Source organism: Bacillus sp. AF23 (assembly GCF_020861455.1).
Lineage (GTDB): Bacteria > Bacillota > Bacilli > Bacillales > Bacillaceae > Bacillus > Bacillus halotolerans.
Genome location: NZ_JAJHVY010000030.1, coordinates 198,305 through 222,713, shown reverse-complemented (window position 1 = coordinate 222,713; position 24,409 = coordinate 198,305). Strand labels below are relative to the sequence as shown.

Sequence of the window (24,409 nt, the reverse complement as noted above, 5' to 3'; positions counted from 1 at the left end):
GTCCGCTATTTGGACGCGCCCTTCGTCCCGAAGTCTCTGACAACCACATTGACGCGGTAGTCTATTTCCGCATTGCTGAAATAATCATCCCATTTTTTTGAAATCTTTTTCCACTTCTGAGGATAATGGATTCTGACCTCGTTTCCCAATCCGATCACGTCCGCTTTGATATCTTTCTGCAGTTTGTCTGTAATAAATGCTGTTACTGTTTCTTCTAATCGTTTTTCGACTGTCTTTTCAATTTCTTTGATATACGAGTCCTTAAAGGAATCTTCATCAGGATTCCAGTCCTCGGATAAACGCCCTTCAATATTGCGTGTGACGGTGAATTTGAACTTTCCGTCCTTGTAGGATGTCTTGATCTTACGATTGCTGGAGTACACTTCGTAAGAAAAAAGATTGCCATTATGCCTCATATCAATGACGCCTCCTTCGACAGTGCCTGTAAATAAGTTGATATTTTGAACCTCAACCGTAGTTAAATTCCGGTACCATAATTTGTCTTTGATGATTGTGGCCCCGTTTATCGCGAGTTTGCCGTTTTCCTTACCGACATGAGGGATGAGGAACGAATCGTCAGAGGTCAAATGTTCTGAGATCTCCCCCAATGTAACAGGCTCCATCATTCTGATCGTGACCGCATTATTCTCTGTCAGATCGTAAATTACATTGGATGCGGGTTCGCCTTGATCATTCATTTTAAATATATCCTTAGTTCTGCCATCGGTGACAAAGACGTACGAACTCCTCCTTGTTCCGTTGTCTCTGACAAACTGGTTAATGATCGCGTCCATTCCAATATGATTCGCAATCACGCTCTTGGAAAGCAGAATGAGACGCAAATGCTGTGAAAACGTAGGATTATGCTTTAATGCAGATGTTCTCATCATTTGATGGACCGTTTCACCCTTTGTGATAGCAAGCTGTGTCGGATCAGATGAAGAGCCTTCCTTGGCGCTGATTTTTTTCGGCACGAGAATCTGCTGTGTCAGTTCTAAATTTTTATCATCCGGCTTGTCTAAGCCAACACCAATGATCAGGCTTAATTCCTCAATATTCCGGCTGTCCCAGCATCCGGTCAGCAATAGGATACATATGAACATACTTAAAATCCGGATTTTCATTTTGCTGTAATCCTCCTTTTGAGAGCTACAATGAAAAACAGAATGAAGGGAAGCAGAAACAGGCAGACGAAAATGTACCCCAGATAATCGCTGTACATCATGACTTGATTGGTGTCATCCGGCCATAAAGAAAAATAATAGACAGCCGCACCGATGAGCACCATGCTTTTTTTAGTCGATAATCCAAACGTCTTCTTCAGCCCGTTAGCGGCAAAATACCCGTAAATGACAAACGTTGTGAAAAACTGAATAATCCAGACGATCAGTAAAAACGATTCAAACCGTTCAATGAATATGCCTTTCAGCTCAAAAGACTGAAAGAGAGAAATGGTCGGCCAGATCAGCGTTTTTACCTCAGGAGCTGTCAAAGCCCCGACAACAATGATATACGTCAGGATATATAAAATAATCGGAATCAGAAAGCCAATAGCCGCGTATCTGAATGTGTATTTCTTTTTTTTCATATGCTCAGGAAGAAACAGCATCACTTCCATTCCTAAAAATGAGATCGAAACAACAGTAAGGGAGTTCGCAATGGGGCCCAAGCCTTCACCTAAAACAGGGCGCAAGTTATTGATGTCAAAAATTTTAAAACTGATCCCAAACACAATCAGCAAAATAATTATCGTAACCGTTAAATAAAAGGGAAACAGCCGCGAAACATCACTTAGCCCCCCTACGATTAAATAGATGCCGCAGCAGATAAACGTTATAATAATGACCTGAATCGGCGTTCTCTCCAGCAGGAAAAACTTTACCATTTCAGCCATCGCCCTGGTTTCAAAACTGGCCACTCCGATAAAATAGCAGGAGATCAAAAGCCCAATGATGCTGCCAATCCATTTCCCAAGGCCTTCCCGCAAATACTCAAACAGTGAGGGATATTGATGTTTTTTCTGAATGAGCGTGTTTAAATAAATGAAAAAAATAAAAATGACACCTTCTAATATCAGCGAGATCCAGCCGTCAGGAGTATTACCCCTACTGGTCAGCGCTCGGGGCAATGTTAAAAGACCGGCACCGAGCATTGTATTTGCAACAACAGAAATACCTTGAAAGGTATTAAGTTTGAGTGTCTGTTTTTGGCTCATTTGGATTATTCGCCTCTTTTGGTTTGTTTTTAATTGGGAGACGGATAATGGAATCCTCTGTATTTTTCAGGCTGAAAAATCCATTTGGCGAAAAATACGGAGATCCAAAGCTCGTTTGTCTCGTAAGGTGCGTATAAATGACCAGCATAAATAAAATAATCCCGTACAGCCCGAGTATTGCGGCGGAAAACATCGAAATAAAACGCAGCACCCGGAAAGACAGCCCCATTCCGTATTGGGGAACGGTAAAGGATGCAAGGGCAATGACACTGACGACAATCACCATAATCGAACTGACGAGATTCGCTTCTACCGCCGCTTGTCCGATGACGACACCCCCGACGAGACCGATCGTCTGTCCCAATGGGTTTGGAAGACGCAGACCGGCTTCCCTTAGCAGCTCGATCGTCACTTCCATCAGCAAGGCTTCAAATATCGGAGGAAACGGCACGTTTTCCCTGTTCGCTGAAATTGTGACGGCGAGCGCGGTCGGCAAGAGCCCTTGATGGAATGACACGAGTGCGATATAAATCGATGACAAAAACAAGGTGATGAATATAGAAGCAAAACGCAGCGACCGGATGAGGGATGCCGAGATCCAGCGTTCATAGTAATCATCCGGAGATTGCATCAGTACACCGAGAGAAACCGGCACCAAAAGCACAAATGGGGAACTGTCCACCAAAATCGCAACCCGGCCGTTGAACAGGGCGGACGACACTTTATCGGGCCTTTCCGTATTTTGAATTTGCGGAAATGGCGAGTATTTATTATCTTCAATAAGTTCTTCAAGCGTTCCGCTGTCCTGGATATCCTCCAGTTTGATATTGTTAAGCCGCGCTTTTACTTCTTTCACAACGGACTTTTTTGCTTTGCCTTCAATGTACATCATCGCCGCCGGCTTCAGTTTGTTATCGCCAATCATGATTTTTTTGGTAATGAGTTTCGGATGAGTGGTCCTTTGCCTGATCAGAGCAAGATTTGTATCGATATCCTCCACAAACGCAACCTTTGGTCCGCGAACCACTTTTTCAGTCGTCGGCTCTGCCAGACTTCTTGTTTGTTTCTTTCCTGTGGACAGGATATAGGCTTTGTTGAGTCCATTAACAAACACCGCACAATTGCCGCTGAGAATCTCCTTAACCGTTTTTTCTTCCGTTTCTATCGGCCTTGCGTCAATTTGGTCGAGGCGTTTTTTGACCTGCTCAAGCGTCAGCGTCTCCTCATCCTTGATTAAGGTTTTGATCGATTCTAAAACCTTCTGCTGGTCATTCAATTCACTGAAGTAGAGATAGTAAAAAACAAGTCCGTTCGCCAGCATTTTTTTGTTTTTCACCAGATCATCGTTTTCTTTTAATTTTGGAAGCACCATTGCTAAATTATCGTGTATATATTCCTTAAATTCTGTTTGTTCCAACGAGGTCACCTCTTGTCCAAAACCTTAGTAGAGGTTATCTTTTCCTGTTAAAAAAATGATATACTGTGTTACAGTATTTTATGGCAGAAGTTTTTTTATGAAAGCGGAGGATATGAAGTGGCACAGGTAAGACTTGCAGGAAAACAAGAAGAAATAGAACAGCTCATTAAATCATTTGAAAAGCATTACGATGTCTCTTATACATCAAGGGAGTACGGACGAACGAATCCGAAGTACAAATATTCAAAGGACTCCCGCGTATATCTTGAATTAAAATTAAAATCTGCCAAGATCGAAAAATAAAAAGGATTTTTTATATCACTGGCGAATTTGATCTATTGAAGCAACCGTTATGGAGGGATACATAAAATGGACTACAGAATTGAAAGAGACACCATGGGAGAAGTAAAAGTTCCTGCTGATAAATTTTGGGGCGCCCAAACACAGCGAAGCAAGGAGAACTTCAAGATTGGTTCTGAAAAAATGCCGATGCGTGTTGTGAAGGCGTTTGCAATATTGAAACGCAGCACGGCGATCGCTAATAAACGCCTGGGCAATCTAGATGCGGAAAAAGCGGAAGCCATTGCAGCAGTTTGTGATGATGTGCTCAAAGGCAAATATGATGATAACTTCCCGCTTGTTGTATGGCAGACCGGAAGCGGCACACAAAGCAACATGAACATGAACGAAGTGGTGGCCAATCGCGCGACTGCGTTATTAAAAGAAAAGAACTCTGATCAAACGATTCATCCAAACGATGACGTTAACCGCAGCCAAAGCTCAAACGATACGTTCCCGACAGCGATGCACGTTGCTGCCGTTTTATCTGTCTATGAACAGCTTGTGCCTGCGCTTGATCAGCTTCGCAATACGTTAGACGAAAAAGCGAAAGCATACAATGATATTGTGAAAATCGGACGTACGCACCTTCAGGATGCCACACCTCTGACTCTTGGACAGGAAATCAGCGGATGGGTGCACATGCTCGATCGTTCGAAGGAAATGATTTTAGAAGCGACAGACAAAATGCGTGCGCTTGCAATCGGAGGGACAGCTGTCGGAACAGGAATCAATGCTCATCCTGAATTTGGAGAGCTTGTTTCAGAGGAGATCACGAAACTGACAGGTCAAACGTTTAACAGCTCGTCGAATAAATTCCACGCGCTGACAAGCCATGACGAAATCACATATGCACACGGCGCTTTAAAAGCTCTTGCCGCTGATTTAATGAAAATCGCAAACGATGTCAGATGGCTTGCGAGCGGACCTCGCTGCGGCATCGGGGAGATTGTCATTCCTGAAAATGAGCCTGGCAGCTCCATTATGCCTGGAAAAGTGAACCCGACACAAAGTGAAGCACTGACGATGATCGCAGCGCAAATTATGGGGAACGATGCGACAATCGGCTTTGCCGCAAGTCAGGGGAACTTTGAACTAAACGTATTTAAACCTGTGATCATTTACAACTTCCTGCAATCCGTGCAGCTGCTGAGTGACGGAATGAACTCATTCCATGATAAGTGTGCTGTCGGTATCGAGCCAAATAAAGAAACGATTCAGGAAAACCTGTCGAATTCTTTAATGCTGGTTACGGCGCTGAATCCGCATATCGGATATGAAAACGCCGCAAAAATTGCCAAGCTTGCCCATAAAGAGGGATTGACGCTGAAAGAAGCGGCTTTGAAGCTTGAATTGCTGACAGAGGAACAATTTAACGAAATGGTGAAACCGGAAGATATGGTAAAACCAAAGGCGTAATAGAGAAAAAACGGCTGCTTGTAAAGCAGCCGTTCTTCTAAATATATTGCTGTTTCAAGAGATATGTAAGCTGCTCGGCATCCTCTGCGAGAGCTTCCGACTCCATCAGATTATGGATCATTCCTTTTATGATCACCAGCTTCGGTGTTTTTTTCTTCATTTCTGCTTCAAGTATGTCCAAGCTCTCCGATAATTCAAAAGAGGAGTTTGTGTTCAAGCTTTTTATTTTTTCACGAAGGCTTTTCACAATCGATTCAGTCAGCGGGTCAGGACGTCCGTGAGACAGGGGCCCGAATAAAGAGCTTGCTTCTTCTAATGTGATGAAAGGCTCATCGTTTCGTTCAGACATGCCTTTGACCATATCATCAATTCGGTTAATAACGATATCTGCTAATTGATCCGGCTTCACAGTATACCCGAGCAAAATCATGCATTCCAGGTAAATCTGGCTGATTCCTTCTATTAGAAAACAAAGCTCCGCTGTATAAGGTTCAGCTTTCTCTCCGTATATGTTTAACAGACTGTCAATGTGAAATTGAAGGGAAGTCTGGCGGATTTTTTTCGCGTATTGCTCTACTTCCTCCGTATAAGGCAGAGAACCTTCCTTCATCTGCATTGTAATAAAGTCTTTGTGTTCAAGGATGTTTTCATAGAACACGGTAAGCTGCTTGCGGTAAGCTGTTCTGGGGCTGTCGCCTTTCGTTTTAATATTTAAAATACGGGTAAACGTTTTATCATAATAGTAATTCAGCATAGACAAAAGCAGCGCTTCTTTAGAAGGAAAATAAATATAGAAAGCGCCTTTAGAAATTTTGCATGCTTTGGCAATTTCCTGAACCGATGTTGAGTTATATCCTTTTTGGGCAAACAGTTTAATGGCTGTTTCAATAATCAGCTTCTCTTTTTCCTTCAAATGGTTCCACCCTTTCGGAGCCTGAGGCCTACATAGGATATGACCATATAGTCATACCATACGTTATAAATTTAACCTTATTGTAACTTGTTTTTTTATCATGTATTATTTATATTATAAATTGAGATGACCGAACGGTCAAAGCTCAAGCGAAAGGGTGAATCTGAAATGAGAGAATTGGACGAAATGATCAGCCGCTTGCGAAACAGAGGAATTAAAGTGGAAAAAGTCAAATATCCGAAGCAGACGTTGTCAGAGAAAAAATGGGTTCATCAATGCAAACAGCCGCTCAAAACAAATTACAGAGATTTTAACGGCTATTCTTTCACATAAAAAATAGACTGCAAAAACATCTACAGTCTATTTTGGCACTGCTATGCGGTATGTTACACCCGTTTTGTCATTTTCAATTGAGATAGACGCCTTATGAAGAGTTAAAATACGTTTTACGATGCTGAGACCAATGCCGAATTCGCCTTTCTTCCCTTTATTAAAAGGCTCATAGAGGCTGGAAAGCATCTCATCTTCAATATGCGGTCCGTCATTTTTAATGGTGATAAAGATATTCCGATCATCTTGTTTCATGATGATTTCAATTTTTGTTGCGGCATAGCGGATTTGATTTTCCAGTATGTTCTCCAGAAGCTTGTTCCATTGCTCGGGATCACCCGGCATGAGAATGTCTTCATCTACATCAATTCCCCATGATAATTCTTTTCGCGCCCATTTCAGTCTATCAATGACTTCTTCTGTCACTTCCATAATACTGAATGTTTCATGTTGTACTTTTTGCTTAGATAAGTAATCGAGCTTTGTTAAATATAATAAATCTTTTATTTTTTTCTCCAGCTTAAGGGCTTCGCCTTCAATGACATCTACTGTATTTTCAAGATCTCCTTTAGGAAAAATCCCATCTTTAATGGATTGGGTATATCCCCTGATCACCATAACCGGTGTTTTTAAATCATGAGAAATATTTTGTAAAAGGGTTCTTTCTGTTTCATCCTTTTGCACGAGCTTTTGGCGCATCTCTTCGATGGTATGGCCCAATTTGCCGATTTCATCTTTCCGATCCACTATGACAGGATCATCCCAATCCTGTTCTGAAATCCGTTTGACGTGCTTTTCAAACGAAACGAGAGGCCTAGATAAATATTTCGCAAGCCAAATCGCCGGAATCCAGCTTAATAAAATGACAACCGCTATAATAAACAGCAGCTGTTTGAACAGGGTGAAGGCCAGATCGTCCCGATAAGAATCAAGTGCATAGGACAGCATCATGGCGGATTGCCCGTTGACGGAAAGTCCCTTCTTAATGACAAAAAACACTTTTTCGCCATTAATTTCAGCGCTGTATCGTTTCTTTTTGGCTTCCTGTTTATCAGCCAGCTGGTATACCTTATGGATAAAATCAGACGACAGGATTCGTAAATCCTTGTCTGACGAAGCCGCTTCATTTTCGGGCAGAAGCACGTGCTGTACAGAGCGCACGGTCGTCGGCGCCGTGGCTTCCTCGCTGTAATAGCGCCTTTCGATAGAACCAGGCAGGCGGTACTCAGTCAGAACATGCTGTTCATTTTCAATGGTGGTGTACGTTTCATTGGTGAAAAAATCACGCAGCGTGTTTGAAAATAAAACAAGCAATAAAATCGATATGGCTAACAGGATGCCGGAGATAACAACCCATATTTGAAACGAGAGCGGCTTGTTTTTCATGATGTCATCATCCTGTAGCCAAACCCGTAAATGGTCTCCACTTTGAGTTCAGGCATCTTTTTACGCAGCCTCCGGACAAGATCATCAACAACGCGGTCAGTTCCAAAGTAATCATGTCCCCATACCTTGACGAGAATATCCTCACGGGAATATGGATGTCCTTTATGATGGATAAATAAGAGGAGGAGATCAAATTCCTTCGACGTTAAATTAATCAAATTGCCGTTTTCATCATAGACCTCACGGGCGTCTTCCGCGACCCGATAGGAGGAGACGACGGTTTCGTTTTTTTGTGCGGCCGGCGCTTCCTTATAGACAAGCTGCAATAGTTTTTGCACACGTATAATCAGTTCCCGCGGGAGAAATGGTTTTGAAATATAGTCATTGCTTCCAAGCTCTAACCCAAGCACTCTGTCAATATCGGCGTCTCGTGCGGAAATAAAAATGACCGGCACGTCAGGGTCTTTCTCTTTGATTTCTTTTATTAATGTATAGCCGTCAGTATCCGGCAGCATGATATCGAGAATCCACAGGTGGGGAGACGGCGTCATTTTTTTTCTGGCGTCTTCGCCTTTCGTAAAAGATGTAATGTTCCAGCCCTCATTCTCTAAATACTTCGTCAGCAATTCATTCAGATTATCCTCATCCTCAACTAGATAAATGGTATATGACAAGGCTCTTCACATCCTTTCAACGTCATTATAAACTAGTTTTAACATACGGCAGGCAATTTTCATAATTTCACATATTCTTTTCATTTTTATCCCACAATGTTTGTTTATGATGTGTATAAGGGAAGAAAGGAAAAGAAAAGAGCGGGGAAGATGTAGGATGATCAAACATATTCTATTTTGGTGCTTTGCTTTTCTCCTCATTATTGGGACAATTGAACTTGTACATGCGATGAATATGTAACGATAAACGAAAACCGAATAAGGAGTGTATGCATATGGATTACAGACGTGATGACCAGAACGGAGAACAACACACAGAACCTTCACATACAGAAAAAATGAATACAGAAAACCGGAAGCTGATTGAGCATCCTGAACAAGAATTGCTTGATCCGCTTCATTCTGATGAAGCGGGACGAAAAGAAACGGCTTCCGCTTTAGAAATGGAGAAGAAAGAAACAGCTGTAAAAAAAGAAAAGAAGCGGAGAGCCGCATGGCTGAGCCCGATTTTAGGCGGGATCATCGGCGGCGGACTGATGCTTGGCATCGCGCCTTATTTGCCGTCTGACCATAATCAGACGACCGAGACGGCTTCCGCAAATAAACAGGTGCAATCAGACAACTTTACAACGACACCTGTGACAAACGCGACCAACGTGGCTGATATGGTAGAGGACTTAGAGCCGACAATTGTCGGAATCTCAAATATCCAAACCTCTCAAAATAACACATTCGGCACAGAAGGCAGCTCCGGCTCTGAAAGTGAAAGCGGAACGGGGTCAGGGGTCATTTTCAAAAAAGACAATAACAAAGCATATATCATTACAAACAACCACGTGGTGGAAGGAGCGAATAAGCTGACTGTTACTCTGTACAATGGTAAAACGGAGACAGCCAAGCTTGTGGGAAGCGATACAATTACAGATTTGGCTGTTTTGGAAATCAGCGGCAAGAACGTCAAAAAAGTGGCGAGTTTCGGTGATTCTTCGCAGCTGCGCACAGGTGAAAAAGTCATCGCCATCGGTAATCCGCTCGGCCAGCAGTTCTCAGGAACAGTGACACAAGGGATCATCAGCGGACTTAACCGGACGATTGATGTCGATACGACTCAAGGTACGGTTGAGATGAATGTGCTGCAAACAGACGCGGCAATCAATCCGGGGAACAGCGGCGGCCCGTTAATCAATTCAAACGGCCAAGTGATCGGTATCAACAGTTTGAAAGTAAGTGAAAACGGGGTTGAGTCACTCGGTTTTGCGATTCCAAGCAACGATGTAGAGCCAATTGTTGACCAGCTTCTTGAAAACGGAAAAGTGGAACGTCCATTCTTAGGCGTGCAAATGATTGATATGTCACAAGTTCCTGAAACGTACCAGGAAAACACACTCGGCCTGTTTGGCGATCAATTGAGCAAAGGTGTCTACGTCAAAGAAGTTCAATCCAATTCACCGGCGGCTAAAGCAGGAATGAAATCTGAGGATGTGATTGTCAAATTAAACGGCAAAGATATCCAAAGCAGTGCGGATATCCGTCAAATCCTATATAAAGATTTAAAAGTCGGAGATAAAACAACAATTCAAGTGATACGAAACGGAAAAACGAAAAACCTGAACGTGACACTGACCAAGCAGACAGAAAGCCTTGGCAGCTAAATAGCAAAAAAGCTGAACCCGAAGAGGGTTCAGCTTTTTTTTAGCCTAAATAAGAGGAAAGCATCCACACTTGTTTTTCGACTTCATCGATTAATCCGACAAACAAGTCTGCTGTCGCATTGTCTTGATTTTCTTCCGCAAGGCCGATGACGAATTTAGACTCGCTGCTGATTTGTTTGTAGTCGTTCACCAAAGCTTGGACCATTTCTGAAGCTGACGTTTCGTTTCCGCCGTCTGTGATAGATGCTTGCTCAGTGTATTCTTTCAAAGTGGCAACAGGCTGTCCTCCGATAGCCAGCAGGCGCTCAGCAATCGTATCCACAGTTTCCGCCGCGTGGTCATACAGTTCTTCAAATTTTTCATGCAATGTAAAGAAGTGAGGTCCTTTTACATACCAATGAAAACGGTGCAGCTTGGAGTATAGAAGAAACCAGTTTGATAATTGGGTGTTCATTGAATTCTCAACTAATGTCAGGTTTGTTTTTGCGTTTTCGGTTTTCATAATCTTACGTCCTCCTTGTGATCTGTTAATTTAATTATACCACGTATTAATTAAAAATCAATACTAAATTATAATAATTATAATTTAGATCGACTGAATAGTTTTTTCTTCAGGATAGACTCCCATGCGGACCAAGGAAAAAGCGCTCGGAATAACAGGGTGAGCTTGACGCCTTTTCCGATCGGATAACGCAATTTCTTTAAACGCTGTTTCATCGCTAATTGATAAATGAGGTCGGCAACCTCTTGGGGATCTCCGCTTTCATCGGCATTTTTTTCAACATAAGAAAAGATCTTTTTATAGTATTGATGATAAGCTGAATCGTCAGCCGGCACAGTCATGTGATTCGATAACGATGTTGACCAGATCGATGTTTTGTATGAGCCTGGCTCGATCAGAGCGGTTTCAATGCCGAAAGGAAGCAGCTCCAGACGCAGGCTTTCTGAAAACCCCTCCAATGCATACTTGGAAGAGGCGTAAGGCGACAATGCGGGAAATCCGGTTAAACCGCTGATACTGCTTACGTTTATAATCTTTGCCCCGCTATGCTTTCGTATGTAAGGAAGGACGGTTTTTGTGACATTGATTAATCCGAAAACGTTCGTTTCAAATTGCTTTCTGAAATGCTCCATCGGCACATCCTCGATAAATCCTCCGTAAGCTGTCCCCGCATTGTTGACGAGTAAATCAATTGGGGCATACGCACTTATGGTTTTTCCAAAGGCTTCGATCGAGTGTTCATCAGTGACATCGAGAGCGGTGATGTGAATGGAGTCAGCTACATGATGTTTTGCTGCTAAACCGCGCAGCTGTTCCGCTTTCTCGGGCTGCCTTGCTGTGGCAATGACGAAAAATGACTGAGCCAGTTTGACTGCTGCCAGCAGACCGAAACCGCTAGACGCTCCTGTTACGATAGCTATTTTTTTATTCATTTTCCATATCCTCCTGTTCGGCGCTACAGCTATTGTACAATGATGCACAGAGAATGACGCTATAAAAGAAAATTTTATACAATAATTCAGAATTGTTCTATAATAAAATCAAATAAGGAAAGGGGTTTTGAGTCATGGGATTGCAAGGGGTAAACAAAACATGGGATCTGGACTCGTTTTTTAAAGGCGGGAGCCAGTCAGAAGAATTCAAGGGATATATTGAAAAGCTGTCACAAAGCCTGCGTGCATTTCAAGACATGGCAGATGCATTTGAGGCGCCAGAAACATCTGATGATGCTGGAAGGCTGACCGCATTGCTTGATGCATTTGAACAAAATTCGGTAAAGCTGCAGCAGGCCGGTGCTTTTGTCTCTTGTCTTCAGGCACAGAACATTAGCGATCAGAAAGCGAATGAACATAAATCATTCATGCATCAGCTAGTCGCAGATTTTCAATCCTCCCTTGTCACATTGGATCATAAACTTGTGGAAATTGATCAAGGCGTGTGGGAAGAATTGCTCAAAACACCTGGACTGCGAGAGGTATCATACATATTAAATGAAAGAAGAGAACGGGTTGCGGAAAAGCTCAGCCCAGACAAAGAAAAACTGATTGGAAGCCTTGCGGTTGACGGTTATCATGCCTGGGATGATTTATATCATATCGTTGTCGGAAAAATGACCATTCCGTTTGAGGAAAAACAATTATCTGTCGGACAGGCGGAAAACATGATGTCTTCTCAGGACCGTGATGTCAGAAAAACCGTTTTTGAACGCACCAATCAAGCTTGGGAGCGGGAACAGGATATTTTCAGCAGCACGCTGAATCATTTGGCGGGGTTCCGGCTGGAAACCTACAAAGCGAGAGGATGGGAGGACGTTCTGAAGGAGCCGCTGCAAATCAACCGGATGAAAAAAGAAACGCTGGATACGATGTGGCAGGTCATTACTGAAAATAAGCAGCCGTTCGTTCAGTTTCTCAACCGGAAAGCATCCATGCTTGGACTCGAAAAGCTCAATTGGTATGACGTTGAGGCACCGATTGGGTCTGCCGGGAAGGAATATTCATACGATGAAGCCGCAAACTTAATTGTCAGCCAATTTTCCACGTTCGGCCGAAAGTTGTCCGCTTTTACAGAAAAGGCGTTCCGTGACCGCTGGATTGAAGCCGAGGACAGAAGCGGAAAAAGAGTCGGCGGCTTTTGCACGAGCTTTCCGGACAGCGGGGAATCCCGTATCTTCATGACGTTTTCCGGCAGTGCCTCGAACGTTTCAACGCTTGCCCATGAACTCGGGCATGCCTTTCATCAGGAATCGATGCTCAATGTAAGGCCGTTAAATCGATCCTACGCCATGAACGTAGCGGAAACTGCCTCAACTTTTGCGGAAATGATTGTGGCAGACGCGACTGTCAATCAGGCGGAAACAAAGGAAGAAAAGCTTGTGCTTCTGGAGGATAAAGTGCAAAGAAGCGTTGCTTTCTTTATGAATATCCATGCGAGGTTTTTATTTGAAACGAGATTTTACGAGGAACGAAAGCGGGGAATTGTGCCGGCGGACCGTTTAAACGAGATGATGGAAGAAGCGCAAAAAGAAGCGTTCTGTGGCGCTTTAGGCGAGTATCATCCGCTATTCTGGGCGTCAAAGCTCCACTTTCATATTACGAGAGTGCCGTTTTATAATTACCCTTATACGTTCGGCTATCTGTTTTCTCTCGGTATTTACGCTCTGGCGCTTGAAGAAAAAAACACGTTTGAAGAGAAATATATAGCGCTATTGCGTGATACGGCATCCATGACCGTAGAAGATTTAGCGATGAAGCATTTAGGCGCAGACATCACGAAGAGAGACTTTTGGGAAAATGCCATCAAGCTGGCAGTGCAGGACGCCGAAGCCTTTTTGCAAATGACTGAATCATAAAGGAAAGCCGGGCGCTGAAGCCCGGCTTTTTCTGCTCTTTTCTCTGAATGAGGATTCCATCCCTTGGACATACCTAAAAGAAATGGAATTCTACAGGGGGGAACCATTATGCATTTGATCAGAGCGGCGGGGGCCGTTTGTCTCGCAGTTGTTCTGATTGCGGGCTGCCGTCTCAATGAAGAACAGCAGCAAGCAGAAGGAGAAAATACGGCAGTTACTCATATGAAATCTGTTCCTTACAGCAATTTCTCGCTTCGCGTCAGCTATGGTGACGGTGAGCATAATCGCTATGAAGGGATATACGAAAAAAACGGAACTCATGAAACAGCAGAAATACAAGATAAGCTCTCAGGCATCAATCAAGAGGGAGAAGAAGCGCTGGATGAGATGAAAATGATTCTGAGCGAGCTATCCGTGACAGATCAAATGGCTGAAAAGGAAGTGATTCACAGTGTGCTGGCGGCTTTTAACCTTGACAGCCACTATGATCATATCGACTTAAAACTGAAGCTTAAGAACGGCGCTGTCAGAGAAATTAAAAAATAATCATGTGCTGAAAAACCCATAACCGCCATTTTTGACCAGAAAACTAATTGAAAATGATTTTCAAAGTCACTGTTTTCTGCTACAATGAGGGTATATGACCATATCAGAGACTGAATATTGTATCACTTGCATTGATGACAATTTACTTACATGCATGTCTATATAAAACGTGCGATACATAGAGCTGCTAAAAAGCCAGCAAAAAGGAGCGGTTATGGGTATGAGTGCAATTTCTACAGAAACGCTGAGCTTAGGGTACGGGGATGCCGTTATTATTGATGAACTGAATTTAACGATTCCAAAAGGTGAAATTACCGTATTTATCGGCAGCAACGGCTGCGGAAAATCGACACTTTTACGTTCGTTGGCGCGGCTGATGAAGCCGAGAGGCGGTTCTGTGCTATTGGAAGGAAGAGCGATCGCCAAGCTTCCGACAAAGGAAGTCGCAAAGGAGCTTGCCATCTTGCCGCAGGGGCCTTCTGCTCCGGAGGGACTGACGGTGCATCAGCTTGTAAAGCAGGGAAGATATCCTTATCAAAACTGGCTGAAACAGTGGTCAAAAGAGGATGAGGCAGCTGTTGAGAGAGCGCTTAAAGCCACAAAGCTGGAAGAGATGGCTGACCGCGCCGTCGATTCCTTATCAGGCGGACAGCGCCAGCGGGCTTGGATTGCGATGACGCTTGCCCAGGAAACGGATATTATACTTCTGGATGAACCGACAACGTATTTGGATATGACGCATCAAATAGAAATTCTTGATTTGCTGTTTGAGCTGAATGAGAAGGAACAGCGGACGATCGTCATGGTGCTCCATGATTTGAATTTAGCGTGCCGCTACGCACATCACCTTGTGGCTATTAAAGATAAACAGATTTACGCTGAAGGCCGTCCGGAAGAGGTCATTACTTGTGATCTGGTGCAAAATGTGTTTTCTATGAACTGTCAGGTCACACAGGACCCGCTGTTCGGAACGCCTCTTTGCATTCCTCATGGCCGGGGCAGATGCATTGTCCGGGAAGCGGCTTTCACATCACATGGATAAATAACACGGCTAAAGGAGCTTTCATCAATGAGAAAGCTCCTTGCTGTTTTTTTGAAAGGAAGATGTATAAATGGAACAAAAACTGCAAGAACAGCTGGATGGATTGCTTGAAAAATATACCGAGCTGCTCCTTGGGGAGTCAAATCATGAATTAAAAGAAGAAGTGAAGCAGTGGATCTTGTACACGCATATCGTCAAAAGCATGCCTCCGCTCGCTAAGCATTGGAATACTACATATCCTGACGCAAAGCAGGGCATGAAAGACATCATACAGCATATCAAACAGTTAAACGAAGAGCATCGAAACAAAGAATAGGCTAAAAAAGCAGTCTGCCGCTCATGAACGGCAGACTGCTTTTTGTTATGTGGCTGTTTCATTTGGTGCGAAGGAATCCATAAAGGTGCGCAGCGCGCTGCTGATAAACGAATCCTTCCGGAAAATAAACTCCGTTTTCATCTGTCTGAGAGGTTCAGGGAGCGTGTACAATCGGATCGAACCTTCAGACTCGTGTTTTTGTACAACAGTCCGCGGCAGCAATGAGATGCCAAGGCCCGCCGTTACCCCGCCTATAATCGCTTCAAGTGTGCCGAACTCCATAATCACCGGCTGTGTGACGCCGACGGAGTGCAGCCATTTTTCAAGGGTATCTCGGTACGAACAGCCTGTGCTGTAAACGAGAATCGGCTTTGTGATCGCTTCTTCTGCACAGGACACAGAAGAAGCGGACACGACTACGGGCTCCTCCTCAAATGCGGGGAAGGACTGAAGCTCAGGATGATTGCATTCACAGCCGATAAACGCTCCATCGAGTTCATACCGAAGAACTTTATCGATTAAAAATTGTGTATGCCCTGTTGTTAAAGACAGCTGTACGTTTGGATACTCTTCATAATACGAAGCAAGCAGTTTTGGTAGCCTGACTGCGGCGGCTGTCTGAGTGGAACCGATCATCAGCTGTCCGCTCGGCTCAGTTGAGGAAGAGAGTGCTTTGGACGCCTCATCCAGCAGCCCGATAATTTTATCCGTATAATCCAGCAGAAGCTTTCCGCTAGAAGATAGTGTCATGCCTCGATTATGGCGCAAAAAAAGGGTGGTGCCGAGCTCAGCTTCCAATTGCTGAATTCTGGCCGTCACATTTGATTGCACGTAACCAAGCAGCAGTGCGGCTTTCGTAATTGTGCCTTCACGGGCTACCATTTGAAACACACGCAGATCTCCGCTTTCCATGTTGAATCCCCCGTTCTTTTGATATCAATCTAAATGATATCGAGTATCTTTAACAATCATTATACGTAACACCAAACCTCCATTACAATAGAATCAGCAGTTTAGATTTCAAAATATATACAAACAACAAGGAGTGGCGGCAATGGATCTTAAAAACAAAACAGCTCTCGTCACTGGGGGCGGCACGGGAATAGGAAGAGCAGCATGCATTGAATTAGCGAAACGCGGAGCGATTGTTGCGGTGAATTATTCACGCTCGCAAGCTGAGGCGGAGGAAACAGCAGAAATCATCAAAAGCGAGGGCGGGCAGGCCGTTGCTATCCAAGCCGATGTGTCCAAAAACAGTGAAGTGCAGGACATGGTTCAAGCGATAGTAAAGCAATACGGCACGATTGACGTTTTAATCAACAACGCAAGTATTACACGGCATATTCCAATGGATGATCTCGACGCCGCGACAGAGGACGTATGGGACGAGTTGTATGCAGTCAATGTCAAAGGAATGTTTTTTTGCGCGAGAGCAGCGGCTCCTTTCATGAAAAAAAGCAAGGCTGGGGCGATCGTTAATATCGGCAGTATCGCGGGGTCAACCGGGGCGGGCTCTTCTATGCCTTACGCTGTGTCAAAAGCAGCGGTGCACGGCCTGACAAAATCATTGGCACACGCTTTGGCGCCAGAAATCAGAGTGTGCGGTGTCGCACCCGGAGCTGTCGCGACAAGATGGTGGGCGGGGCGTGAAGAAAAAATGAAAAATATGAGCGGCACTTTGCTGTTGCAGCGAATTGCTGAAGCGAGTGATGTGGCACGGCTGATTTGTTCCGTGCTTGAACAGGAATCCCTGACAGGACAAATCATCACGATTGACAGCGGCCAGACGATGTAAAGAAAGGAGCGCCTGAGAGATGCCATTTGTACAGATTCATTTACGAGCGGGGAGAAGCAAAGAATGGCTTCAAAAACTGAGCAGTGCCATTCACCAGTCTATGATCGAAGAAATCAATGTACCGGCTGATGATTACTTTCAAGTGATCCGGCAATACCAAAAAAGCGAATTTTTTTATGATCCATCTTATTTACAGGTAGAGCGTACAGATGAACTGATTTACATCCATTTTACATTGAAAGATTCAAGAACAACAGAACAGAAAAAATCGTTTTACCATTCAGTGGCAAGCCGGATTCATTCGGAGCTCGGTGTAAGAAAAGAAGATGTGTTTATCATACTGGCCGGAAACCAGGATGAGGATTGGTCCTTCGGAAACGGAAGGGCCCAGATGATCGAATAAAAAAGCCCCGCGGTTATGTCCGCGGGGCGCTCTATTAATGAGAAGGGGATTCAACGGCTTGTGCCGATTTTTCCTTTTGTTCATCCGTTTTCTTATTCGAAAGCTTAATAGGCTTTAAGAATAAGGTAAATACAGCTCCGACTGCGATAAAGATCAGGCCTGTATAAAACACGCTGTGGAGCGAATCCATCAACGATGTTTTTAATATCGGCATAATATGGGATGAGAAAGCCGCAGGGATTTGTTTAATTGTGTCCGGGCTGAACAGTGATTGCAGCAGCCCTTGCGGATTTGTGTCAATCATGCCCTTTAATTGAGATGCAAAGGCGTTTGCCTGTGCTGGGAGCGAGTCTAAATATGGAACCAGTTTATCAGTCAGCAAGCTTCCGGATCTGGCATTCATTACAGCGCCCAGCATGGTAATGCCGAATGTGCCCCCGATAGAACGGAAGAATTGGCTGGAAGAGGTGACGACCCCAAGCTCCTCTTTCGAAAAGCTTTCCTGTAAAGCCAGCGTCAGAATCGGCATAACAAGACCCATTCCAAGACCGATAATGGCCATATAGGATGTTGCGACAAGTTTGCTCGTGTCTAAATCCAAGGTGGTTAACAGAAGGAATCCGCCAGCCATAATCAGCATGCCTGTTATGATTTGCGGTTTAATTCCTATTTTGTAAACAAGCTGGCCGCCGATAATGCTTGTGATGATCATTGAGATCATCATCGGTGTCATAATGGTGCCTGATTCAGATGCGCTTACACCGACAATTCCCTGCATAAAGAAAGGAACAAACGTAATCGCGCCAAACATTCCGATACTCATAAAAAAGCCGATCAGGTTCAAAAACGTAAATGTTCTATTTTTAAATAGATACATTGGAAGAATCGGTTCTTTCGCTTTCGATTCAACAATAATAAAGCTCACAATTCCGATCAGTGCGAGTGCGAACAAGCCGAGAATCTGCCATGAACCCCATGCGTAATCTTTCCCGCCAAAGCTTAGGGCAAGAAGAAGGCTGACAACCCCGACAATCATTGTAAAAATACCGGCGATATCAAAGTTGATCGGACCGGTCTGCTTACGGCCCTGCAATCCTCTGGCAATAAAAATAACTGCGATAATTCCAACAGGAAGGTTAATGTAAAAAACCCATTTCCAGTTTAATGAATCAACGATCCAGCCGCCGATTTGCGGCCCGATAACAGAAGCAAGCCCGTAAATGGCTCCAAAGACCCCTTGGAATTTGGCACGCTGTTTCCCTGTAAATAAGTCACCAATGACAATCATGGCCATCGGCATCATAATACCTCCGCCAATTCCCTGCAAACCGCGGAAAATAATCAATTCTGTCATATTGTTGGCCATTCCGCACAGAGCTGAAGCAGCCATAAAAATAAGCAACCCTGATACATAGACGATCCGGCGCCCCAATAAGTCCGCTAATTTACCGGCAATCGGCACGACCGTTGTTGATGTTAACAAATACGCCGTAGTCAGCCAGGTCATCATGCTCAAACCGCCAAGATCTCCGACGATTTTCGGCATGGCAGTTCCGACAATGGTACCGTCAAGGGCTGAGAAAAACATGGCAATGATTAAGCCTGTTATTAATAAAGTCCGTTTTGATTGTTTTCCTTCATTACTCATTTCATCCGTTTCCTCTTTTCCTATTTTACGTTTCATTGGTTTCGGCAGCAGCTTGTGCCAGCTTTTTCGTCATATGCGCTGCCTGCAGCAGTTCCTCTTCCGTCAGGTAGGAAAGGTATCGTGCCATTATGGCTTTTCTGCCCGCCAGAACATCCTCGAACTTTCTGTCTCCTTCATCGGTAAGGCTGATATTAATGACTCGCCTGTCTTGTGTATTGTGTTTTCTGACGATCAGATTTTTTTGTTCAAGGCGGTCTGCCATTAACGTAACCGCGCTTGGCTTGACCTCCATCCGTTCGGCAATTTCAGAAATTTTAAGGCTGCCATTCTTTTTTAAGCTTGCGAGCACAAACAGCTGCGCGGGGGTAACCCCCTGTTTCTCCATGCTATCCAGCATTTCAGGCTGTATCTTTTGAAAGAGCGCCTGAAGCGATAATTGAATATCAGACATTAACTGATCCGCACTCTTCATCTTCATTTCTCCTCTTTAATATAATCTGTGTTTATATTTAATGTATTGAAATAGTTAATGCTTATTAAATATAAATAAGCATTAATAAAAAGTCAACTGATTTTACACACAAAAAAAGGATAGATGCCGGTAAAGCACATCATACCCTTTTTGCGGATCTGATTGATGGAACTTTATTGCTGATAAGGAGACTGCTGCTGAATGGTCTGCTGGAACTTTTGATAGGACTGCTGCAGCTTCTGGGCATCCTCCGCTTCAACAGAATACCACCCATATTGGAACATGAGGTCATACAGTTTTCTTTGCGCTTTTTGTGACTCATCAAAAATGGATTGAATATCCTGATAGAGAGATTCATGGCTGAACTCGTGCAGAGCAGTGCAATACGCAGTGGTCATGTATTTTTCCGTTGTCAAAAGTTCATTGACGACATCTCTGTCATTCATTTCTGATGTAGTCGGCACAGGTGTTTGCGGGTTGCTGATTTTCTGATTTTGCTGATTCATTTGGCGCCTCCTTATTGGATGTAGCCGGACTGCTGCTGGCCTGGCTGCAGGTGCTTTAATATTCTTTGATAGTGATCGTGATGCATATGTCCGACACGGTCTAGTTCTTGTTTTAATGCTTGATCTTGGCACTGCTGCGCCATAAAATGCGCTTTTTTCATTACGAGCAGATTCCAGTTCAGCATGTCATTCAGATACAAATGATCCTTTGTCGAAATAACAGAGGGCGGCATTTGAGATTGCTGCTGATTGTTCATTGTCATCCTCCTTTGCGTTCTATTCGTTTTATGTTTCCTTCAGTATGGGAGTTATATACAGGTGTTTTGAAGAAGGCTGTATCGTCAGGAGGGAATTGGATGTTGAGACATATGTTTTTATTCTTATCTCAAAATAAAACGCTCACCAAGCTTGCCAAAGTATACGGATCACGGCTGGGGGCGCGGAGATTTGTCGCGGGGGACACGATTGAATCGGCTGTTCGGACCATTAAAAAGCTGAATCAATCCGGTTTGTGCACAACCATCGATTATTTAGGCGAGTATGCGGCTACACAAAAAGAAGCGAGTCGAGTCGCAGAGGAATGCAAGAAGGCGATTCAAGCGATTGCCGACCATCGGTTAGATTCCGGGCTTTCCCTTAAGCTGACGTCACTGGGGCTCGATATTTCAGAGGAGCTGGCCGTTTCACATTTGCGTGACATTCTATCTGCCGCGAAGGAAAATGACGTGGCTGTGACGATCGATATGGAGGACTACTCACATTATGAACAGACGCTTGCCATCTACAGGCAGTGCAAGCAGGAATTTGACATGCTGGGTACGGTGATACAGGCGTATCTTTACCGGGCTGCAGAAGATATCCGAAAGCTGCACGATCTGAAGCCGAATCTCAGACTTGTCAAAGGCGCTTACAAGGAATCTGCGGCCGTTGCATTCCCTGATAAAAAAGGAACAGACCTTCACTTTCAGAGCTTGATTAAACTTCATCTGCTGAGCGGGAACTATACTGCCGTCGCTACACACGATGATGACATCATTGCATTTACGAAGAAACTAGTTGCCGAGCATCAAATCCCGCTATCACAATTCGAGTTTCAAATGCTTTACGGGATTAGGCCGGAGCGGCAGAAGGAACTCGTGAAGGAAGGGTACAAGATGCGTGTATATGTCCCGTATGGAACCGACTGGTTTAGCTACTTTATGAGAAGAATCGCCGAACGGCCCGCCAATGCAGCGTTTGTGTTAAAAGGAATCTTGAAAAAGTGAAAGCAGCCGCGAGAAGCAGCTGCGTCATGATTGTTCCATGTTGTGTTTCTTATACTGCTGATTTTGGCTTGTCCGTTTTCCGCCGCCGTAATGCTGTGTCGGACCGGCATCTCCCTTCACGCTCGCCGCGCTTACTGCTGCTGAAGACGGGTTCTTTTTTTCTCGCACCATTCCCTTCACCTCCAGGTTTACGTTTCCCGTCTTCTATTTGCTTCATTCAAAAAAATAACAAATTAGCTATTGAAGTCGAAACAAAAATCTTTTATGATGAAAGAAGAAACGGGTTTCCATTTTTTTTGACCAAAAAATGAATGATTATTCATTCAACGTTCAAGGGGGATGTCTCATGCACAAACACATTCAAAAAGCAGCCGTTTTAGGATCGGGGGTTATGGGTTCCGGTATTGCTGCGCATTTGGCTAACATCGGAATTCCGGTCCTGCTGCTTGATATTGTGCCGAACGATTTAACAAAGGAAGAGGAGAAAAAGGGGCTGACGAAGGAAAGTCCGGAGGTGCGCAGCAGGCTGAGCAGATCTGCGGTGAAAAAGCTGCTGAAACAAAAGCCTGCCCCTCTTACGTCAGCACAAAATACCGCTTATATTACTTCTGGCAATCTAGAAGATGATGTTGAGAAGCTGAAGGAAGCTGATTGGATTATTGAGGTCGTTGTGGAAAATCTTAAGGTCAAAAAGAAGATTTTCTCTCTCGTGGATGAGCATCGGAAACCGGGCAGCATCGTCTCGAGCAACACGTCCGGCATCTCAGTGCAGGCAATGGCTGAAGGCAGGTCTGATGATTTTAAAGCTCATTTTCTCGGAACACACTTTTTTAACCCGGCGCGATATTTAAAGCTGCTGGAGATCATTCCGATTAAGGAAACTGATCCTGACATCCTGGCGTTTATGACATCCTTCGGTGAAAATGTCCTCGGCAAAGGTGTGGTTACAGCTAAGGACACACCAAATTTTATCGCAAACCGAATCGGGACGTACGGACTTCTCATTACGGTTCAAGAAATGCTGAAAGGCGGCTATCAGGTCGGAGAAGTCGACTCCATCACAGGCCCGCTGATCGGCAGACCGAAGAGCGCAACCTTCAGAACGCTGGATGTTGTCGGCCTTGATACGTTTGCCCACGTCGCCCGAAACGTATATGACAAAGCAGAGGGAGACGAAAAAGAAGTGTTTCGCCTGCCTGACTTCATGAATGACATGCTGCAAAAAGGCTGGATCGGAAGCAAATCCGGTCAAGGCTTTTATAAAAAAGAAGGAAAAACGATTTATGAGCTAGACCCGATGACGCTTACTTACGGAGAACGGACAAAGATGAAAACACCGGCTCTTGAAGCGGCAAAGCAAGCTAAAGGGACAAAAGCCAAAATGAAAGCGCTTATTTATTCGGAAGACAGGGCTGGCCAGCTGCTGTGGAATATCACGTCGCAAACGCTGCTTTACTCAGCCCAGCTGCTCGGAGAAATTGCCGACGATATTCATGCAATTGACCAAGCCATGAAATGGGGTTTCGGCTGGGAACTGGGGCCATTCGAAATCTGGGACGCAATCGGTCTCAGACAGTCGGCGGAAAAGCTTGAACATCTAGGAGCGGAGATTCCCGGCTGGATAAAAGATATGCTGGACAAAGGGAATGAAACCTTCTACATCAGAGAAAACGGAACAGTGCTTTATTACGAAAGCGGCGAATACAGAGCAGTAAAAGAAAACAAGAAACGAATCCATTTACAATCGGTCAAAGAAACAAACGGCGTCATTGCCAAAAACAGCGGAGCCAGCCTGATCGACCTTGGAGACGATGTGGCGCTTCTCGAGTTTCACTCGAAAAGCAATGCCATCGGGTTCGACATCATTCAAATGATCAACAGAGCTTTGGAAGAAACAGAGCGGAATTACAAAGGGCTTGTCATCGGCAATCAAGGCAAAAATTTCTGTGTGGGCGCCAATCTCGCCATGATCTTAATGGAAGTACAGGATGACAACTTTATGGAAGTTGATTTGGTGATACGGCGTTTTCAAGAGACAATGATGAACATCAAATACAGCACGAAACCTGTTGTTGCAGCTCCATTTGGCATGACGCTCGGCGGAGGGACGGAAGTGTGTCTCCCTGCTGCACGTATACAAGCGGCAAGCGAAGCCTATATGGGACTTGTAGAATCAGGAGTCGGCCTTATCCCTGGCGGAGGGGGCAATAAAGAGCTGTACATCAATCATCTTCACCGCGGTCTTGATCCGATGAATGCGGCCATGAAAACATTTGAAACGATCGCAATGGCTAAGGTGTCAACTTCCGCCCAAGAGGCCCGGGAACTGAACATTTTAAAAGAGGCTGACCGTATCAGCACTAACCAGGATCACCTCCTGTACGATGCAAAGCAGTTAGCCGCCTCTTTATACGATACCGGCTGGCGGCCGCCTGTAAAAGAAAAGGTCAAGGTGGCGGGGGAAACAGGTTATGCCGCGCTTCTGCTCGGTGCAGAGCAAATGAAGCTGTCCGGATACCTATCTGAGCATGATATGAAAATCGCTAAAAAGCTCGCTTTTGTGATTGCCGGCGGAAAAGTGCCGTTCGGAACAGAGGTGGATGAAGAGTATTTATTGGAAATTGAGAGAGAAGCGTTTTTAAGTCTGGCAGGCGAGGCGAAATCTCAAGCGAGAATGCAGCATATGCTGGTGAAAGGCAAACCTTTACGGAACTAGGA

General features: G+C 44.5%; 25 protein-coding genes and 1 pseudogene. 12 read left to right on the top strand and 14 right to left on the bottom strand.

The window, feature by feature from the left end; genetic code table 11:
• Window positions 1–5 precede the first annotated feature (5 nt).
• From LNN34_RS16935 to LNN34_RS16925, 3 genes are read right to left on the bottom strand one after another with little or no spacing between them, the layout of a single operon-like run.
• Window positions 6–1,124, bottom strand: a complete 1,119-nt coding sequence (locus LNN34_RS16935) for a Ger(x)C family spore germination protein (RefSeq protein ID WP_229043909.1) — start codon at window positions 1,122–1,124, stop codon at window positions 6–8.
• Complete coding sequence (locus LNN34_RS16930; RefSeq protein ID WP_229043907.1) at window positions 1,121–2,215, bottom strand: spore germination protein; 1,095 nt, start codon at window positions 2,213–2,215, stop codon at window positions 1,121–1,123. Before LNN34_RS16930 ends, LNN34_RS16935 begins: the two co-directional genes overlap by 4 nt.
• Window positions 2,187–3,632 carry a spore germination protein gene (locus tag LNN34_RS16925; protein ID WP_229043905.1) on the bottom strand — a complete coding sequence of 482 codons (1,446 nt, stop codon included), beginning with the start codon at window positions 3,630–3,632 and terminating at the stop codon, window positions 2,187–2,189. Before LNN34_RS16925 ends, LNN34_RS16930 begins: the two co-directional genes overlap by 29 nt.
• Before the next feature lie 117 nt (window positions 3,633–3,749).
• Here LNN34_RS16925 and LNN34_RS16920 point away from each other — a divergent pair, with 117 nt between their 5' ends.
• Together LNN34_RS16920 and fumC are read left to right on the top strand one after the other, a co-directional pair.
• A complete protein-coding gene (locus LNN34_RS16920) occupies window positions 3,750–3,935 on the top strand; it encodes a YvzF family protein (protein ID WP_010331829.1) in 186 nt (61 codons plus the stop codon).
• Window positions 3,936–4,001: 66 nt separating this feature from the next.
• On the top strand, window positions 4,002–5,390 hold the full coding sequence (gene fumC, locus LNN34_RS16915) for a class II fumarate hydratase (protein WP_010331827.1): 1,389 nt from the start codon (window positions 4,002–4,004) through the stop codon (window positions 5,388–5,390).
• 37 nt (window positions 5,391–5,427) lie between these two features.
• Here fumC and LNN34_RS16910 read toward each other — a convergent pair whose 3' ends face one another.
• Window positions 5,428–6,303, bottom strand: a complete 876-nt coding sequence (locus LNN34_RS16910; protein ID WP_044159068.1) for a TetR/AcrR family transcriptional regulator — start codon at window positions 6,301–6,303, stop codon at window positions 5,428–5,430.
• Window positions 6,304–6,471: 168 nt separating this feature from the next.
• Between LNN34_RS16910 and spxO the strand changes: the two genes are divergently transcribed.
• Window positions 6,472–6,636, top strand: a complete 165-nt coding sequence (gene spxO, locus LNN34_RS16905) for an anti-adapter protein SpxO (RefSeq protein WP_003221681.1) — start codon at window positions 6,472–6,474, stop codon at window positions 6,634–6,636.
• Window positions 6,637–6,663: 27 nt separating this feature from the next.
• Here spxO and cssS read toward each other — a convergent pair whose 3' ends face one another.
• On the bottom strand, window positions 6,664–8,019 hold the full coding sequence (gene cssS, locus LNN34_RS16900) for a secretion stress-responsive two-component system sensor histidine kinase CssS (protein ID WP_229043903.1): 1,356 nt from the start codon (window positions 8,017–8,019) through the stop codon (window positions 6,664–6,666).
• Entirely contained in the window at window positions 8,016–8,693 is a 678-nt protein-coding gene (gene cssR / locus LNN34_RS16895) for a secretion stress-responsive two-component system response regulator CssR (RefSeq protein ID WP_024122792.1), read from the bottom strand. Before cssR ends, cssS begins: the two co-directional genes overlap by 4 nt.
• Window positions 8,694–8,968: 275 nt before the next feature.
• Between cssR and LNN34_RS16890 the strand changes: the two genes are divergently transcribed.
• Window positions 8,969–10,345: a S1C family serine protease gene (locus tag LNN34_RS16890; protein ID WP_101859974.1), complete on the top strand. Its 1,377-nt coding sequence runs from the start codon at window positions 8,969–8,971 to the stop codon at window positions 10,343–10,345.
• A gap of 40 nt (window positions 10,346–10,385) precedes the next feature.
• Here the strand turns inward: LNN34_RS16890 and mrgA are convergent, their stop codons facing one another.
• Entirely contained in the window at window positions 10,386–10,847 is a 462-nt protein-coding gene (gene mrgA / locus LNN34_RS16885) for a Dps family protein (protein WP_024122790.1), read from the bottom strand.
• Window positions 10,848–10,924: 77 nt separating this feature from the next.
• Window positions 10,925–11,779, bottom strand: coding sequence for an oxidoreductase (locus tag LNN34_RS16880; RefSeq protein WP_095714040.1), 855 nt, complete (start codon window positions 11,777–11,779; stop codon window positions 10,925–10,927).
• Window positions 11,780–11,913: 134 nt separating this feature from the next.
• On the opposite strand from LNN34_RS16880, the gene LNN34_RS16875 reads away from it, so the two are divergent.
• The 4 genes and pseudogenes from LNN34_RS16875 to LNN34_RS16860 all read left to right on the top strand — a co-directional run bounded on the left by LNN34_RS16875 (window position 11,914) and on the right by LNN34_RS16860 (window position 15,602).
• A complete protein-coding gene (locus LNN34_RS16875) occupies window positions 11,914–13,698 on the top strand; it encodes a M3 family oligoendopeptidase (protein WP_103671343.1) in 1,785 nt (594 codons plus the stop codon).
• Between the two features lie 108 nt (window positions 13,699–13,806).
• Complete coding sequence (locus LNN34_RS16870; protein WP_095714038.1) at window positions 13,807–14,244, top strand: YusW family protein; 438 nt, start codon at window positions 13,807–13,809, stop codon at window positions 14,242–14,244.
• Window positions 14,245–14,458: 214 nt separating this feature from the next.
• Window positions 14,459–15,286 (top strand): ABC transporter ATP-binding protein, encoded by an 828-nt coding sequence (locus LNN34_RS16865; protein ID WP_095714037.1) that lies wholly within the window; start codon window positions 14,459–14,461, stop codon window positions 15,284–15,286.
• Window positions 15,287–15,313: 27 nt separating this feature from the next.
• Window positions 15,314–15,602 (top strand): annotated as a pseudogene (locus LNN34_RS16860) (YusU family protein).
• A 45-nt stretch (window positions 15,603–15,647) separates the two neighbouring features.
• Here the strand turns inward: LNN34_RS16860 and LNN34_RS16855 are convergent.
• On the bottom strand, window positions 15,648–16,514 hold the full coding sequence (locus tag LNN34_RS16855) for a LysR family transcriptional regulator (RefSeq protein ID WP_106019531.1): 867 nt from the start codon (window positions 16,512–16,514) through the stop codon (window positions 15,648–15,650).
• Between the two features lie 142 nt (window positions 16,515–16,656).
• On the opposite strand from LNN34_RS16855, the gene LNN34_RS16850 reads away from it, so the two are divergent.
• Both LNN34_RS16850 and LNN34_RS16845 read left to right on the top strand, forming a co-directional pair.
• Entirely contained in the window at window positions 16,657–17,397 is a 741-nt protein-coding gene (locus LNN34_RS16850) for an SDR family NAD(P)-dependent oxidoreductase (RefSeq protein WP_095714035.1), read from the top strand.
• A 19-nt stretch (window positions 17,398–17,416) separates the two neighbouring features.
• Complete coding sequence (locus LNN34_RS16845) at window positions 17,417–17,800, top strand: tautomerase family protein (protein ID WP_024122782.1); 384 nt, start codon at window positions 17,417–17,419, stop codon at window positions 17,798–17,800.
• 34 nt (window positions 17,801–17,834) lie between these two features.
• Here the strand turns inward: LNN34_RS16845 and mdtP are convergent, their stop codons facing one another.
• The 4 genes from mdtP to LNN34_RS16825 all read right to left on the bottom strand — a co-directional run bounded on the left by mdtP (window position 17,835) and on the right by LNN34_RS16825 (window position 20,683).
• Window positions 17,835–19,448: a multidrug efflux MFS transporter MdtP gene (gene mdtP, locus LNN34_RS16840; protein WP_024122781.1), complete on the bottom strand. Its 1,614-nt coding sequence runs from the start codon at window positions 19,446–19,448 to the stop codon at window positions 17,835–17,837.
• A 25-nt stretch (window positions 19,449–19,473) separates the two neighbouring features.
• Window positions 19,474–19,920, bottom strand: a complete 447-nt coding sequence (locus tag LNN34_RS16835; protein WP_095714032.1) for a MarR family transcriptional regulator — start codon at window positions 19,918–19,920, stop codon at window positions 19,474–19,476.
• Window positions 19,921–20,093: 173 nt separating this feature from the next.
• Window positions 20,094–20,426, bottom strand: a complete 333-nt coding sequence (locus LNN34_RS16830) for a spore coat protein (protein WP_202663819.1) — start codon at window positions 20,424–20,426, stop codon at window positions 20,094–20,096.
• Window positions 20,427–20,437: 11 nt separating this feature from the next.
• Entirely contained in the window at window positions 20,438–20,683 is a 246-nt protein-coding gene (locus LNN34_RS16825) for a hypothetical protein (RefSeq protein WP_229043902.1), read from the bottom strand.
• Between the two features lie 99 nt (window positions 20,684–20,782).
• Here LNN34_RS16825 and LNN34_RS16820 point away from each other — a divergent pair, with 99 nt between their 5' ends.
• A complete protein-coding gene (locus LNN34_RS16820; protein ID WP_229043901.1) occupies window positions 20,783–21,691 on the top strand; it encodes a proline dehydrogenase family protein in 909 nt (302 codons plus the stop codon).
• 24 nt (window positions 21,692–21,715) lie between these two features.
• On the opposite strand, the gene LNN34_RS16815 is transcribed toward LNN34_RS16820, so the two are convergent.
• A complete protein-coding gene (locus LNN34_RS16815) occupies window positions 21,716–21,862 on the bottom strand; it encodes a YuzL family protein (protein ID WP_003240817.1) in 147 nt (48 codons plus the stop codon).
• Window positions 21,863–22,037: 175 nt separating this feature from the next.
• Here LNN34_RS16815 and LNN34_RS16810 point away from each other — a divergent pair, with 175 nt between their 5' ends.
• On the top strand, window positions 22,038–24,407 hold the full coding sequence (locus tag LNN34_RS16810) for a 3-hydroxyacyl-CoA dehydrogenase/enoyl-CoA hydratase family protein (protein ID WP_229043899.1): 2,370 nt from the start codon (window positions 22,038–22,040) through the stop codon (window positions 24,405–24,407).
• Window positions 24,408–24,409 lie beyond the last annotated feature (2 nt).

Excerpts from the sequence above, each read along its gene's own strand:
- LNN34_RS16935 (WP_229043909.1), bottom strand. The coding sequence starts at position 1,124 with ATGAAAATCCGGATTTTAAGTATGTTCATATGTATCCTATTGCTGACC.
- LNN34_RS16930 (WP_229043907.1), bottom strand. The coding sequence starts at position 2,215 with ATGAGCCAAAAACAGACACTCAAACTTAATACCTTTCAAGGTATTTCT.
- fumC (WP_010331827.1), top strand. The coding sequence starts at position 4,002 with ATGGACTACAGAATTGAAAGAGACACCATGGGAGAAGTAAAAGTTCCT.
- spxO (WP_003221681.1), top strand. The coding sequence starts at position 6,472 with ATGAGAGAATTGGACGAAATGATCAGCCGCTTGCGAAACAGAGGAATT.
- cssS (WP_229043903.1), bottom strand. The coding sequence starts at position 8,019 with ATGAAAAACAAGCCGCTCTCGTTTCAAATATGGGTTGTTATCTCCGGC.
- LNN34_RS16890 (WP_101859974.1), top strand. The coding sequence starts at position 8,969 with ATGGATTACAGACGTGATGACCAGAACGGAGAACAACACACAGAACCT.
- mrgA (WP_024122790.1), bottom strand. The coding sequence starts at position 10,847 with ATGAAAACCGAAAACGCAAAAACAAACCTGACATTAGTTGAGAATTCA.
- LNN34_RS16880 (WP_095714040.1), bottom strand. The coding sequence starts at position 11,779 with ATGAATAAAAAAATAGCTATCGTAACAGGAGCGTCTAGCGGTTTCGGT.
- LNN34_RS16875 (WP_103671343.1), top strand. The coding sequence starts at position 11,914 with ATGGGATTGCAAGGGGTAAACAAAACATGGGATCTGGACTCGTTTTTT.
- LNN34_RS16870 (WP_095714038.1), top strand. The coding sequence starts at position 13,807 with ATGCATTTGATCAGAGCGGCGGGGGCCGTTTGTCTCGCAGTTGTTCTG.
- LNN34_RS16865 (WP_095714037.1), top strand. The coding sequence starts at position 14,459 with ATGGGTATGAGTGCAATTTCTACAGAAACGCTGAGCTTAGGGTACGGG.
- LNN34_RS16855 (WP_106019531.1), bottom strand. The coding sequence starts at position 16,514 with ATGGAAAGCGGAGATCTGCGTGTGTTTCAAATGGTAGCCCGTGAAGGC.
- LNN34_RS16850 (WP_095714035.1), top strand. The coding sequence starts at position 16,657 with ATGGATCTTAAAAACAAAACAGCTCTCGTCACTGGGGGCGGCACGGGA.
- LNN34_RS16845 (WP_024122782.1), top strand. The coding sequence starts at position 17,417 with ATGCCATTTGTACAGATTCATTTACGAGCGGGGAGAAGCAAAGAATGG.
- mdtP (WP_024122781.1), bottom strand. The coding sequence starts at position 19,448 with ATGAGTAATGAAGGAAAACAATCAAAACGGACTTTATTAATAACAGGC.
- LNN34_RS16835 (WP_095714032.1), bottom strand. The coding sequence starts at position 19,920 with ATGAAGAGTGCGGATCAGTTAATGTCTGATATTCAATTATCGCTTCAG.
- LNN34_RS16830 (WP_202663819.1), bottom strand. The coding sequence starts at position 20,426 with ATGAATCAGCAAAATCAGAAAATCAGCAACCCGCAAACACCTGTGCCG.
- LNN34_RS16825 (WP_229043902.1), bottom strand. The coding sequence starts at position 20,683 with ATGAACAATCAGCAGCAATCTCAAATGCCGCCCTCTGTTATTTCGACA.
- LNN34_RS16820 (WP_229043901.1), top strand. The coding sequence starts at position 20,783 with ATGTTGAGACATATGTTTTTATTCTTATCTCAAAATAAAACGCTCACC.
- LNN34_RS16815 (WP_003240817.1), bottom strand. The coding sequence starts at position 21,862 with ATGGTGCGAGAAAAAAAGAACCCGTCTTCAGCAGCAGTAAGCGCGGCG.
- LNN34_RS16810 (WP_229043899.1), top strand. The coding sequence starts at position 22,038 with ATGCACAAACACATTCAAAAAGCAGCCGTTTTAGGATCGGGGGTTATG.